This window comes from Pseudozobellia thermophila, assembly GCF_900141855.1.
In the GTDB taxonomy this organism is placed as follows: domain Bacteria; phylum Bacteroidota; class Bacteroidia; order Flavobacteriales; family Flavobacteriaceae; genus Pseudozobellia; species Pseudozobellia thermophila.
In genome coordinates this window covers 243,085-255,867 of sequence record NZ_FQYU01000005.1, presented here as the reverse complement: position 1 = coordinate 255,867, position 12,783 = coordinate 243,085, and the positions used below count along the sequence as shown (strand labels likewise).

Below are 12,783 nucleotides of genomic sequence, written 5' to 3'. Positions count from 1 at the left end.
TCTTAACTATTCTTCCAATCGTATATCCAAGCCCAAACCTTTAAGTTCGTGCATCAGTACATTGAAAGATTCCGGTAAACCGGGTTCTGGCATGGTTTCGCCCTTAACGATGGATTCGTAGGTCTTGGCCCTACCGATAACATCATCCGACTTAACGGTCAATATCTCACGTAGCGTGGCCGAAGCCCCATAGGCTTCCAAGGCCCAAACTTCCATTTCCCCAAAACGCTGGCCACCGAACTGTGCCTTACCTCCAAGAGGCTGTTGTGTGATCAACGAGTAGGGTCCGATAGAACGTGCGTGCATCTTATCGTCGACCATGTGACCGAGTTTCAGCATATAGATGACCCCCACGGTAGCAGGTTGGTCGAAACGCTGACCGGTACCCCCATCATAAAGATAGGTATGGCCAAACCTTGGTATTCCCGCCTCGTCGGTATACTGGTTGATCTCATCGAGGGAAGCCCCGTCAAAAATAGGAGTGGCGAATTTTTTGCCCAGTTTAAGACCGGCCCAACCCAATACAGTCTCATAGATCTGACCGATGTTCATACGCGATGGTACACCCAATGGGTTCAATACGATATCGACGGGCGTACCGTCTTCCAAGAAAGGCATGTCCTCTTGACGTACAATTCGGGATACGATACCCTTGTTACCGTGACGTCCCGCCATTTTATCGCCCACCTTCAACTTACGTTTCTTGGCGATGTACACCTTGGCCAGCTTCATTATACCTGCCGGCAACTCGTCACCTACAGAAATTGTGAACTTGTCCCTTCTAAGGTTCCCCTGAAGGTCGTTCAACTTGATCTTATAGTTGTGCAATAGGTTGGCTACGGCCGTATTGGTTTCCTTGTCCGTTGTCCAACTTCCTCCGACCAAGTGGGCGAAATCGTCAACGGAATTCAACATCTTTAAGGTATACTTCTTGCCCTTGGGCAAAACTTCCTCTCCCAAATCGTTCAAAACACCTTGGGAGGTCTTGCCGTTGACCAAAGTGAACAGTTTTTCAATAAGAATATCCTTCAATTCTTGGAACTTCACTTCGTACTCCAGCTCAAGCTTGTTCAGTTCTTCCTTGTCTTCGGAACGCTTGCGCTTATCCTTAACCGATCTGGAGAACAACTTCTTGTCGATGACCACCCCGCGCAATGAAGGGGAGGCTTTCAAGGAAGCATCCTTTACATCACCGGCCTTATCACCGAAGATCGCCCTAAGCAGTTTTTCCTCGGGGGTCGGATCCGATTCTCCCTTAGGGGTAATCTTACCGATCAAGATATCGCCAGGTTTTACTTCGGCACCGATTCGGATCATACCGTTCTCGTCCAAATCCTTGGTCGCTTCCTCGGAAACGTTGGGGATATCGTGGGTCAATTCCTCGGCACCCAACTTAGTATCGCGAACCTCTAAAGAGTATTCGTCGACGTGGATGGAGGTAAAGATATCTTCCCTGACCACCTTTTCGGAGATTACGATCGCATCCTCAAAGTTGTAGCCCTTCCAAGGCATGAAGGCCACGGTAAGGTTACGGCCCAAGGCCAATTCCCCTTTTTCGGTGGCATAGCCTTCGCAAAGCACTTGGCCTTTCTTGACCTTGTCGCCTTTCTTGACGATAGGCTTCAGGTTGATACTCGTACCTTGGTTGGTTTTTCTAAACTTGACCAGGTTATAGGTTTTGGAATCGTCGTCAAAGCTTATTAGGCGTTCGGCGTCGGTCCTGTCGTATTTTACCGTAATTTTCTTGGCGTCGACATATTCGACGACCCCGTCGCCCTCGGCATTGATCAATACCCTTGAGTCCGATGCCACTTGACGTTCAAGACCCGTACCCACGATAGGCGACTCCGGTCTCAACAAGGGAACGGCTTGGCGCATCATGTTGGATCCCATCAACGCACGGTTCGCATCATCGTGTTCCAAGAAGGGAATCAAGGATGCTGAGATCGATGCGATCTGGTTGGGTGCAACATCGGTATAGTTAATTTCACTTGGATCTACCACAGGGAAATCACCTTCTTCCCGTGCAATTACCTTATCGGCATCTATTTGTCCGTCTTCCTTTAGGGGGATGTTCGCCTGGGCGATTTTCATTCCCTCTTCCTCCTCGGCACTCAAATAGGTATAGTTTTCGGTATCGACCTTGCTATCCACCACTTTTCGGTAGGGTGTTTCCAAGAAGCCCATAGGGTTCACCTTGGCAAATACCGAAAGTGATGAAATCAGACCAATGTTCGGACCTTCAGGTGTTTCAATCGGACAAAGCCTTCCGTAATGCGTATAGTGAACGTCACGAACCTCGAAACCTGCCCGCTCCCTTGAAAGTCCACCAGGCCCTAAAGCCGACAACCTTCTTTTGTGGGTAATCTCGGCCAATGGATTCGTTTGATCCATGAACTGCGATAACTGGTTGGTACCGAAGAACGAATTGATCACGGAAGAAAGCGTCTTCGCATTGATCAAATCGATAGGGGTAAACACCTCGTTGTCGCGAACGTTCATACGCTCACGGATGGTTCGTGCCATACGGGCAAGCCCCACCCCAAATTGGGAGGACAGTTGTTCACCTACCGTTCTAACACGACGGTTGGAAAGGTGGTCGATATCATCGATCTCGGCTTTTGAATTAATAAGCTCGATCAAATATTTGATAATGGTAATGATATCTTCCTTGGTCAAAACCTGTTTGTCCATTCCGATATCAAGACCCAATTTCTTGTTCATTCGGTAACGCCCCACCTCACCTAGGTTGTAACGTTGGTCGGAGAAGAACAATTTGTCAATGATTCCCCTTGCGGTCTCCTCATCGGGCGGCTCGGCGTTTCTCAATTGACGATAGATATGCTCCACGGCCTCCTTTTCGGAGTTCGTGGGGTCTTTTTGTAGCGTATTGTGAATAATGGCATAATCGGACTGCGCATTATTTTCCTTATGCAGAAGAATGGTTTTTACGTCGGCATCAAGTATTTCGTCGATATGTTCCTTTTCAAGAACGGTATCGCGGTCCAAGATAATTTCGTTACGCTCGATGGAAACCACCTCACCGGTGTCTTCATCGACAAAATCTTCGTGCCAGGTGTTCAACACCCTAGCGGCCAATTTTCGGCCCAATACTTTTTTCAATCCGGCCTTTGACACCTTTACCTCTTCGGAGAGGTCGAAGATTTCAAGGATATCCTTGTCCCGTTCAAAGCCAATGGCCCTGAACAAGGTAGTAACCGGTAATTTTTTCTTTCTATCAATATAGGCGTACATAACGCCATTGATATCCGTTGCAAATTCTATCCATGATCCTTTGAACGGTATAACCCTTGCAGAGTAAAGTTTTGTTCCGTTCGCGTGAAAAGATTGTCCGAAGAAAACCCCTGGGGAACGGTGCAATTGCGATACGACGACCCTTTCGGCACCATTGATGACAAATGTTCCACTGGGAGTCATATAAGGAATGGTACCTAAATACACGTCTTGTACGATAGTCTCGAAATCTTCGTGCTCGGGATCGGTACAGTACAGTTTTAAACGTGCCTTTAAGGGTACACTATAGGTCAACCCGCGCTCGATACATTCTTGGATCGAATACCTGGGAGGATCAATAAAATAATCTAAAAATTCAAGTACGAACTGGTTTCGGGTGTCCGTAATCGGGAAGTTTTCCTGGAAGGTATTGTACAAACCTTCGTCACCCCTTTCGTCAGATTTGGTCTCAAGTTGAAAAAAATCTTGAAAAGACTTGATCTGAATGTCCAAGAAATCCGGGTATTCCGGCGTGTTCTTAGCGGATGCAAAATTTATTCTCTCAGTCTGTTGTGTGAACATCTATGGACAGTGTTTTGAACGTGAATACTCTAAAATTGCGTAGGCTATAATGGTGGTATGCTACTTCACATACGTATTTAATATAAAAACAAGTTTAGGTCCAATTCCGTCAAGAGACGAAAAAAGACCTAAACACAGTGCTATGGTTGCTGCTATTATTTAAGCTCAACTTCTGCTCCTGCTTCTTCCAATGATTTTTTGATACCTTCGGCTTCGTCCTTGGCAACACCTTCCTTAACTGCCTTTGGCGCGCTATCAACAATATCCTTGGCATCTTTCAAGCCAAGACCTGTCAATTCCTTAACCAATTTGACAACTGCAAGTTTAGAAGCACCTGGAGCTTTCAAGATTACGTCAAATTCCGACTTCTCCTCGGCTGCCTCACCGGCATCACCTCCACCGGCACCGGCGGCAACTGCTACTGCAGCGGCGGCAGGCTCGATACCATACTCATCTTTTAATATATCGGCCAACTCGTTTACCTCTTTTACGGTCAAGTTTACCAACTGTTCTGCGAATTCTTTTAAATCTGCCATTTTTCTATCGTTTAATAAAATTTTAAATATACTTAGTTTAGTGCGTACTTATTTTTCTGATAATGTTTTAAGAATGCCGGCCAATTTGCCACCACCGGATTTAAGTCCGGAAATAACGTTTTTGGCTGGGGATTGCAACAATCCAATGATATCGCCGATAACCTCTTCCTTGGACTTGATGCTTACCAAGGCATCCAAATTCTCATCACCGATATAGACTGCTTCTTCTACAAAAGCACCTTTCAATAAAGGTTTCTCCGATTTTTTTCGGAAACTCTTGATCAATTTGGCAGGGGCGTTGCCCACCTCGGAGAACATTAAGGATGTACTTCCCTTAAGCACTTCGGGAAGTTCGCCGAATTCCTTATCGGAAGCTTCCATTGCCTTTGCAAGCAAGGTGTTCTTGACTACCGCCAATTTCACATTGGCCTTAAAGGCCGCCCTTCTCAAATCTGAAGTCTGTGAAGCGTTCAACCCCGAAATATCCGCCAAATAAATGGTAGAATTATCGGCCAACTGCGAAGTCAAATCCTGTATTACGTTTGCTTTTTCTTCTCTTGTCATACTGTAAATTTTGAACTACCCAGTTCGATTAAACTGTTTTTGGATCCAATTGAACGCTAGGGCTCATGGTGCTGGACATAAAGACACTCTTCATATAGACACCTTTTGCCGCGGCAGGTTTCATCTTTACCAAGGTATCGATAAGCTCTTTTGCGTTTTCGGCTATTTTATCGGCAGAGAAAGATACCTTGCCAATAGCGGCATGGACAATACCCGTCTTATCTACCTTAAAATCGATCTTACCGGCCTTTACGTCGGATACCGCCTTGGCGACATCCATGGTAACCGTTCCTGTCTTTGGATTGGGCATAAGACCCCTAGGCCCCAAAATACGTCCCAAGGGACCCAATTTACCCATAACGCTAGGCATGGTGATGATGACATCAACATCGGTCCAACCGCCCTTGATCTTATCCAAATATTCGTCCAATCCAACATAATCGGCACCAGCCTCCGTGGCCTCCGCTTCCTTATCGGGCGTAACCAAGGCCAAAACCTTTACGTCCTTACCCGTACCGTGGGGAAGTGTCACCACCCCGCGCACCATTTGATTGGCCTTTCTGGGATCAACGCCCAAACGCACCGCCAAATCGACGGAAGCGTCGAAATTCACATTGGTAATATCCTTTACCAAAGCGGCACCCTCATTGATGGAATACAACTTATCCCTATCAATCTTGGCGAGAGCCTCTTTTTGTTTCTTTGTTAACTTTGCCATTTAAATTGCTTTTTAAGATTTTAAAAAGGTCGTTTACCTGCTACCTTCAACCCCATAGACCTTGCTGTACCGGCGACCATACTCATGGCCGACTCTATGGTAAATGCATTAAGGTCGGCCATCTTGTCTTCGGCTATGGCCTTAACTTGGTCCCAAGTAACGTTACCTGATTTTACACGGTTAGGTTCGCCAGATCCTTTTTTAATCTTAGCTGCTTCCATCAATTGAACGGCCGCCGGTGGTGTTTTAACGACAAAGTCGAATGACTTGTCCTTGTAGACGGTGATAACAACAGGCAATACCTTGCCCTGTTTGTCCTGCGTACGCGCATTGAACTGCTTACAGAACTCCATGATGTTAACGCCGGCAGCACCTAAGGCGGGTCCAACCGGTGGCGATGGATTCGCTGCACCTCCCCTAACTTGTAGTTTAACTACTTTACCTACTTCTTTTGCCATTGTTTAGAATTAAATTAAAGTTGCATCAAATTGGAAGCAACACAACTTAAATATGTAACACTCAAAATTATATTTTCTCTACTTGCATATAGCTGAGCTCCAACGGTGTCTTTCTTCCGAAAATCTTCACCATAACCTCAAGCTTGCGCTTTTCCTCATTGATCTTTTCGACCGTACCGTTGAACCCGTTGAAAGGCCCGTCGATTACCTTGACGGTTTCACCGTGGGTAAACGGTATCGCCACACTATCGGTGGTAACGGCAAGCTCGTCGGCCTTGCCGAGCATTCGGTTGACTTCGGACTTACGCAAGGGTACGGGATCACCCCCCTTGGTTTCACCCAAAAAGCCGATTACATTGGTAATGGACCTGATGATATGGATCATCTCACCACCCAAGTTGGCCTTTACCATAATATATCCCGGAAAATAAACACGTTCCTTGTTTACCTTCTTTCCATTTCGAATCTGAACCACTTTTTCAGTGGGAACCAAAACATCCTCCAAATAATCGGAAAAGCCATGTCTTTCGACCTCACTCTCAATGTACCCCTTGATCTTATTCTCTTGGCCACTGACAGCACGCACCACATACCACTTCTTTTCCAATACTTCTGACATAGCGATTGCTTTTGCTTTAGTTTAAGATGTTGTTGAAATATAATTGTACCAATTTACTGAACACGGTATCTACGCCCCATGTCGCCAATGCGAACAAGATCGAAAACACGGCAACGATTACCATCAGATTAGAAGACTCGGCCTTGGAAGGCAGGGTAACGTTGTTACGAAGCTCTTCTATAGATTCTTTAATATACGTCAACATACTATTGTATTTGGCACGGGAGGAGAGACTCGAACTCCCGACACCTGGTTTTGGAGACCAGTGCTCTACCAACTGAGCTACACCCGTTTATAATTGCATTTAAAGGTGTCCAACATATGAAGGACACCCTTAAAGCAATTTATACTATCTTATAAAAATTAATCTAGAATCTTGGTAACCTGACCAGCACCAACGGTTCTACCACCTTCACGGATGGCGAAACGAAGACCCACACTCAATGCGATTGGCTGAATCAAATCAACGGTAATTGTCAAGTTATCACCTGGCATAACCATCTCAACCCCGCTAGGAAGGCTGATGTTACCAGTTACATCCGTTGTCCTTACGTAGAACTGTGGACGGTAGTTGTTATGGAATGGTGTGTGACGACCACCTTCTTCTTTCTTAAGGATATAAACCTCAGCCTCGAATTTGGCGTGTGGTGTAACGGAACCTGGCTTACAGATTACCATACCCCTTTTGATGTCCGATTTTTCAATACCCCTCAAAAGGATACCTACGTTATCACCGGCCTCACCCCTGTCCAAGATCTTACGGAACATTTCAACACCCGTAATAGTGGAAGTCAACTTCTCGGCACCCATACCGATGATATCAACCGCGTCACCAGTATTGGCAACACCTGTTTCGATACGACCTGTAGCAACGGTACCACGACCTGTGATAGTGAACACGTCCTCAACAGGCATCAAGAAATCCTTATCAACGTCCCTTTGAGGCAATTCGATCCAGTTATCAACGGCATCCATCAACTCCATTACGGTATCGACCCACTTTTGCTCACCGTTAAGTGCACCTAGGGCAGAACCGGCAATTACAGGACCGTTATCACCGTCGTACTCGTAGAAAGAAAGCAATTCCCTTACTTCCATCTCAACAAGCTCCAACAACTCCTCATCGTCGACCATGTCAACTTTGTTCAAGAACACAACGATTCTTGGAATACCAACCTGACGACCTAATAGGATGTGCTCACGGGTTTGTGGCATTGGACCATCGGTTGCAGCAACAACCAAGATAGCACCGTCCATCTGGGCCGCACCGGTAACCATGTTCTTTACGTAATCCGCGTGACCAGGACAGTCAACGTGTGCGTAGTGACGGTTGGCCGTTTGATACTCTACGTGGGACGTATTGATGGTAATACCCCTTTCTTTCTCTTCAGGAGCATTATCGATAGAATCAAAACTTCTAAGTTCAGAAAGACCAGCATTGGCCAATACCGTAGTAATTGCCGCTGTCAATGTTGTTTTACCGTGATCCACGTGTCCAATAGTACCTATATTCAAGTGCGGTTTGGAACGATCAAAAGTTTCCTTTGCCATTTTTAATGAATTTTAATCTTAGTTATATATTAGTGTACAAATAATGCCTTCGTTGAGCCAACGACGGGAATTGAACCCGTGACCTCTTCCTTACCAAGGAAACGCTCTACCCCTGAGCTACGTCGGCGTAAAGTGTTTAATATCTTCATCCCCCACAACTAAAAAAGGAAGAGATGCCTGCCTTCGCAGGAAATGGCGCGACCGCCATTTTATTTTGAGCGGGAGACCGGGTTCGAACCGGCGACATTCAGCTTGGAAGGCTGACGCTCTACCAACTGAGCTACTCCCGCATTTTTAAACATTTCAACATTTCAAATCGACATTCCAAAAAAAAATCGTCCTGTTCCGGAACACCGACACAAATTTGAGAACCGATCTCAAATCAGTGGGGAGAGCAGGATTCGAACCTGCGAAGACATAGTCAGCAGATTTACAGTCTGCCCTCGTTGGCCGCTTGAGTATCTCCCCTAGCCTTATTTCAATATTTCCTTCTTACCGCCCGATCGAACCTTGCCGGACACCCATCGGAAAAACTGCGTAATTCCTGATGTTTTGAGCCGATGGAGGGACTCGAACCCACGACCTGCTGATTACAAATCAGCTGCTCTAGCCAGCTGAGCTACATCGGCATTTTCAATGCTTTTTGAAGCATAAAAAAGTCCGCTATTTCTAACGGACTGCAAATGTAGAGATATTTTTATTTATTCAAAACAAAATCTCAAAAATTTTCATCATGCCTGCACACGAAGTTTTTCCTTGCGTTTGATAAGTATCCTTTCAAGCGAATCGCAAGAAGAATCAATGGCTTCCTCAAACGATTTACATTGCTTTTTTACCATGAACTTATCCCCTGGTACATTGAGCTTTATCTCAACTATTTTATTTTCCTTCGAACTTGTATTCTCCACTTTCAAATAAACATCGGAACTAATGACCTTGTCATAAAAGGTTTCTAACTTATCCATTCGGTTCTGTAGAAAATCGATAAGTTTTCTGTCGGCATTAAAATTCACCGATTGCACGTTTACGTTCATAGGTTAAAGTTTTAAAAGTTAAACAATGTAAAACAAGCCCTTATTTCTTGCCTCTCGGATGGGCCTTGGCATGCACTTTTTTAAGCTCGGCTATACTATTGTGCGTATAGACCTGGGTCGATGCCAAACTTGAATGCCCAAGCAACTCCTTTACCGAATTTAGGTCAGCCCCTTTGTTGAGGAGATGTGTAGCAAAGGTGTGCCTTAGAATATGGGGACTCTTCTTTACTTTAAGCGACACTTCACTAAAATACTTATTTATTATGCGATACACAAGGGTATCATACAATTTATAACCTGATTTTAACAAGAATACGAATGAAGGGTCCTCGATTGCCGGAAGGGAGTTTCGATGGCTCAGATAGCTCGTAAAAAGCGCCTTGGTCGAAGGCAGGATCGGCAGGATGCGCTCTTTGTTTCGCTTGCCCAAAACCTTGAGGAGCCCCCCTGAAAGATCGACATCGGCAAGCTTTAGACCGACGAGCTCGGCCCTTCGGATGCCCGTTGTGTAAAGAAGTTCGACAATCAACTTGTCCCTTGCCCCCTCAAAGTCGTCGGCAAACCCTATTTCCGACAAGACTTTTTCCATTTCAACTTCCGAAAAAGGGACCTGGACCTTTTTTGAGGTCTTTAACGCCCTGTGCTTGGCCAAGGGATTGGCCGATATCTTTTCGATACCTTGAAGAAATTTAAAATACGCCTTTAGCGAGGCCATTTTTCGATTGACGGAACGGTTCGAGACCCCGGCCTCGACCAAGGCGACCACCCAGGTGCGAACGATCGGATAAGACACCCCATCGATATCATCCAAGCCGTGCTCCTCCGAACAAAAGCGCGCAAAGCCCTCGATATCTTTGACGTAGGCCCTTACCGTATGACTCGAGTAGTTTTTTTCGTGCGCCAAAAACGATATGAACGGTTCAAGCTCCATGACACGAAGTTAACAAAGTTAGGAACGTTTGAGCCCTTCCGCCACAAAAACCAGCTTTTTAAGCGTTAATTCAGCGCCCCTCCCCTGGCCTATGGGCACAAAAAAAATCCCATCGAAACGATGGGATTCTTTAATATTTGTACACTAAATGCCAAATAGGAACCTAGATTTCCTCCTTGTCCCTTAAGCTTTGTATGTATTGTGCTTTTTGAATTTGCGCCCTGCGCTCAACGGAAGGCTTTGTGAATTGCTGACGCTTTCTCAATCTTCGCATAGTTCCCGTCTTGTCAAACTTCCGCTTGAAACGCTTTAAAGCCCTATCGATGTTTTCTCCTTCTTTTACTGGTATAATTAACATTGGCTACAACCTCCTTTCATTAGAATTAAGGGTGCAAATATATAAACTTATTTATTAATGCACACCAATAAATTTAATAAAATTATCCATGCTTGGCCCAGACATCGCAAGACATCCGTACTTTGAATGCTTTATTTGCCATTGGGCGAGCGGTACTCCTTTTTATCAATGACGATTTTACCCAGAATTTCCCTAAGTATTTCCGAAGTCCCCCCTCCAATGGGCCCCAACCTGCTATCGCGTAACAAGCGCGCCATGGGATAGTCTTCCATATAACCATATCCTCCCAGGAATTGCAGGCAATTATAAACGACCTCGTCGGCCATTTTGGTCGATTTGAGTTTGGAAATGGTAGCCTCCTTGACGACGTAGTCGCCTTGGTTCATCTTAAAGGTAACCCCATAATTATAGTACTTGCACAACTCCATATCGGAATACAGGTCGACCAATTTATGCCTAAGGGCCTGGAATTGATCGATTGGCCTGCCGAAAGCCTCCCTTTCGGACATATATTTCATGGCGTACTCCAAGGCATACTCCGCCCTAGCGTGGGCATTGACCCCCATGATCAACCGTTCGAGGGCAAAGGCCTCCATAATAAAACCGAAACCCTTGCCCTCTTCGCCCATGCGGTTATCGGCAGGTACCTTAACGTTGTCAAAGGCCAGCTCGGCGGTATCCGAGGCACGCCATCCCAGCTTGTTGAGCTTGTTGGCCGAAACCCCCTCACTGTCCAAGTTGACAATAAAGAGACTTATCCCCTTGTTCCCGGCCTTTGGGTCTGTCTTGGCGGCCAAGACGATGTAATCGCCATAAACCCCGTTCGTAATAAAGGTCTTCGACCCGTTGATGATGTAATGGTCGCCTTCCTTCGTCGCGGTTGTGCGCATCCCCGCAACATCGCTGCCCCCAAAGGGTTCCGATATCCCCAAACAGCCAATTTTTTTCCCGGCCACACTGGGCACCAAATATTGGTTTTTTTGGTCGTGATTCGCATTCTTGTTCAAATGGGTCATGGCCAAATAGGCATGGGCCCACATGGCGGCCGCAAATCCGCCCGAGTTGATTTTTTGAAGTTCCTCGATAAAAATAATGGTGTAGAAAAGATCGAGGCCAAGGCCGCCGTATTCTTCGGGGGTGGCCAGGCCAAAATAGCCCATTTCACCAAATTTTTCCCAAATAAAACGCTCTATTTTACCCGATTGTTCCCATTTCTCGATATGTGGAACTACTTCCTTCCGTAAAAAGTCCTTAAGGCTCTCCCTAAATAAGTGGTGTTCTTCAGTGAAGCACATACCATGCATAGCTCATTTTTTTTATAGCGACAAATATAAGGCTATTCTATCTATCTTATCGGATGGAAAACCTTCAATATTCCTCAACTCGTCCATAGCGGTTATAGGCCCCGTATTTTCCCTATATGCGACTATTCGCTCGGCTACTTGCCATCGAATGTACACCAAGCCCGCAATCTCCTCGACCGATGCCTCATTGATGTTTATCTTGTCTACACGGGGAGGCTCGAGCACCTTGAACCGGTCCAAGACCCGGTTGGCCACCTCGACATCAAGACCGTACACGTCGTATACCTGTCCATCGACCAAAAAACCGCCCAGCCTATCCCTGAACTTGACGATACGGGCCGACAACCTTTCGCCGATACCCCTGATTTCCATAAGCTCCTCTGCGGTGGCCTTATTGATATCCCTTACCACTACCGGCGTTTTTTCGGACCGGAGGAAACCTCCTTCCCCCTTGGCCTTTTTGTCCTTTCCGGCAAGCCATTCGGGAAACTCAAAATAGGGCGATATCAAATCGAGTAGGGAATCGGATACCTGGGTCACTTTTTGAAACTCCGCTACCGAATTGATAAAATGCCCCTTGGCCCTATGCTCGTGCAGCCTGTCGATCTCGGCCACCGACATGCCCAGGACATAGCCCTTGTAATCGGTGATGTAATTCGGGTTGAAGGGATAGACCTTAAAGGTATCCCCCGGCCCGGCCTTTTTCTTAAGCGCATCGATATGTTCCTGTGTTTGCCGATCAAGGGCAAAAGAGCCTGGTTCGCCCCCTGCGCCAACCCATGTATAGGCCACTGCGGCCAACTGCAACAAAACTATGGCCAACAACAAAAAGAAAATCCCACTCCGTTCCTGTTTATTGAACTTTAAGTGGGATCCCAAACGTTTCACTGCACT

At 46.1% G+C, this 12,783-nt stretch carries 13 protein-coding genes and 5 tRNA genes; all 18 read right to left on the bottom strand.

The features are described from left to right. Positions 1–6 precede the first annotated feature (6 nt). The gene (gene rpoB / locus BUB37_RS14460; RefSeq protein WP_072994522.1) at positions 7–3,816 is read right to left on the bottom strand and encodes a DNA-directed RNA polymerase subunit beta; all 3,810 of its coding nucleotides are present in this window, start codon (positions 3,814–3,816) and stop codon (positions 7–9) included. Between the two features lie 155 nt (positions 3,817–3,971). Then, on the bottom strand, positions 3,972–4,352 hold the full coding sequence (rplL, locus tag BUB37_RS14455) for a 50S ribosomal protein L7/L12 (protein ID WP_072994521.1): 381 nt from the start codon (positions 4,350–4,352) through the stop codon (positions 3,972–3,974). A 48-nt stretch (positions 4,353–4,400) separates the two neighbouring features. Then, positions 4,401–4,916 (bottom strand): 50S ribosomal protein L10, encoded by a 516-nt coding sequence (gene rplJ / locus BUB37_RS14450; protein WP_072994520.1) that lies wholly within the window; start codon positions 4,914–4,916, stop codon positions 4,401–4,403. A gap of 28 nt (positions 4,917–4,944) precedes the next feature. Then, complete coding sequence (gene rplA, locus BUB37_RS14445) at positions 4,945–5,634, bottom strand: 50S ribosomal protein L1 (protein WP_072994519.1); 690 nt, start codon at positions 5,632–5,634, stop codon at positions 4,945–4,947. Positions 5,635–5,654: 20 nt separating this feature from the next. Further along, the gene (gene rplK / locus BUB37_RS14440; protein WP_072994518.1) at positions 5,655–6,092 is read right to left on the bottom strand and encodes a 50S ribosomal protein L11; all 438 of its coding nucleotides are present in this window, start codon (positions 6,090–6,092) and stop codon (positions 5,655–5,657) included. Positions 6,093–6,159: 67 nt separating this feature from the next. Then, a complete protein-coding gene (gene nusG / locus BUB37_RS14435; protein ID WP_072994517.1) occupies positions 6,160–6,711 on the bottom strand; it encodes a transcription termination/antitermination protein NusG in 552 nt (183 codons plus the stop codon). A 16-nt stretch (positions 6,712–6,727) separates the two neighbouring features. Next, on the bottom strand, positions 6,728–6,916 hold the full coding sequence (secE, locus tag BUB37_RS14430; protein ID WP_072994516.1) for a preprotein translocase subunit SecE: 189 nt from the start codon (positions 6,914–6,916) through the stop codon (positions 6,728–6,730). A gap of 11 nt (positions 6,917–6,927) precedes the next feature. Then, positions 6,928–7,003, bottom strand: a tRNA-Trp gene (locus BUB37_RS14425). Between the two features lie 71 nt (positions 7,004–7,074). Further along, positions 7,075–8,262, bottom strand: coding sequence for an elongation factor Tu (gene tuf, locus BUB37_RS14420; RefSeq protein ID WP_072994515.1), 1,188 nt, complete (start codon positions 8,260–8,262; stop codon positions 7,075–7,077). Between the two features lie 55 nt (positions 8,263–8,317). Continuing rightward, a tRNA-Thr gene (locus tag BUB37_RS14415) sits at positions 8,318–8,389 on the bottom strand. A gap of 90 nt (positions 8,390–8,479) precedes the next feature. Further along, positions 8,480–8,552, bottom strand: a tRNA-Gly gene (locus BUB37_RS14410). A 96-nt stretch (positions 8,553–8,648) separates the two neighbouring features. Next, positions 8,649–8,730 (bottom strand) — tRNA-Tyr (locus BUB37_RS14405). Positions 8,731–8,817: 87 nt separating this feature from the next. After that, positions 8,818–8,891, bottom strand: a tRNA-Thr gene (locus BUB37_RS14400). A 102-nt stretch (positions 8,892–8,993) separates the two neighbouring features. Next, a complete protein-coding gene (gene hpf / locus BUB37_RS14395; protein WP_072994514.1) occupies positions 8,994–9,296 on the bottom strand; it encodes a ribosome hibernation-promoting factor, HPF/YfiA family in 303 nt (100 codons plus the stop codon). A 40-nt stretch (positions 9,297–9,336) separates the two neighbouring features. Beyond that, positions 9,337–10,227, bottom strand: a complete 891-nt coding sequence (locus tag BUB37_RS14390; protein ID WP_072994513.1) for a tyrosine-type recombinase/integrase — start codon at positions 10,225–10,227, stop codon at positions 9,337–9,339. 163 nt (positions 10,228–10,390) lie between these two features. Beyond that, positions 10,391–10,585, bottom strand: a complete 195-nt coding sequence (gene rpsU / locus BUB37_RS14385) for a 30S ribosomal protein S21 (RefSeq protein WP_072994512.1) — start codon at positions 10,583–10,585, stop codon at positions 10,391–10,393. A gap of 131 nt (positions 10,586–10,716) precedes the next feature. After that, positions 10,717–11,889, bottom strand: a complete 1,173-nt coding sequence (locus BUB37_RS14380; RefSeq protein ID WP_072994511.1) for an acyl-CoA dehydrogenase family protein — start codon at positions 11,887–11,889, stop codon at positions 10,717–10,719. Between the two features lie 12 nt (positions 11,890–11,901). Continuing rightward, positions 11,902–12,777, bottom strand: a complete 876-nt coding sequence (locus BUB37_RS14375) for a ComEA family DNA-binding protein (RefSeq protein WP_072994510.1) — start codon at positions 12,775–12,777, stop codon at positions 11,902–11,904. Positions 12,778–12,783: the final 6 nt, after the last annotated feature.

Excerpts from the sequence above, each read along its gene's own strand:
- rplL (WP_072994521.1), bottom strand. The coding sequence starts at position 4,352 with ATGGCAGATTTAAAAGAATTCGCAGAACAGTTGGTAAACTTGACCGTA.
- BUB37_RS14380 (WP_072994511.1), bottom strand. The coding sequence starts at position 11,889 with ATGCATGGTATGTGCTTCACTGAAGAACACCACTTATTTAGGGAGAGC.
- BUB37_RS14390 (WP_072994513.1), bottom strand. The coding sequence starts at position 10,227 with ATGGAGCTTGAACCGTTCATATCGTTTTTGGCGCACGAAAAAAACTAC.
- tuf (WP_072994515.1), bottom strand. The coding sequence starts at position 8,262 with ATGGCAAAGGAAACTTTTGATCGTTCCAAACCGCACTTGAATATAGGT.
- nusG (WP_072994517.1), bottom strand. The coding sequence starts at position 6,711 with ATGTCAGAAGTATTGGAAAAGAAGTGGTATGTGGTGCGTGCTGTCAGT.
- rpoB (WP_072994522.1), bottom strand. The coding sequence starts at position 3,816 with ATGTTCACACAACAGACTGAGAGAATAAATTTTGCATCCGCTAAGAAC.
- rplA (WP_072994519.1), bottom strand. The coding sequence starts at position 5,634 with ATGGCAAAGTTAACAAAGAAACAAAAAGAGGCTCTCGCCAAGATTGAT.
- rplJ (WP_072994520.1), bottom strand. The coding sequence starts at position 4,916 with ATGACAAGAGAAGAAAAAGCAAACGTAATACAGGATTTGACTTCGCAG.
- rplK (WP_072994518.1), bottom strand. The coding sequence starts at position 6,092 with ATGGCAAAAGAAGTAGGTAAAGTAGTTAAACTACAAGTTAGGGGAGGT.
- secE (WP_072994516.1), bottom strand. The coding sequence starts at position 6,916 with ATGTTGACGTATATTAAAGAATCTATAGAAGAGCTTCGTAACAACGTT.
- rpsU (WP_072994512.1), bottom strand. The coding sequence starts at position 10,585 with ATGTTAATTATACCAGTAAAAGAAGGAGAAAACATCGATAGGGCTTTA.
- hpf (WP_072994514.1), bottom strand. The coding sequence starts at position 9,296 with ATGAACGTAAACGTGCAATCGGTGAATTTTAATGCCGACAGAAAACTT.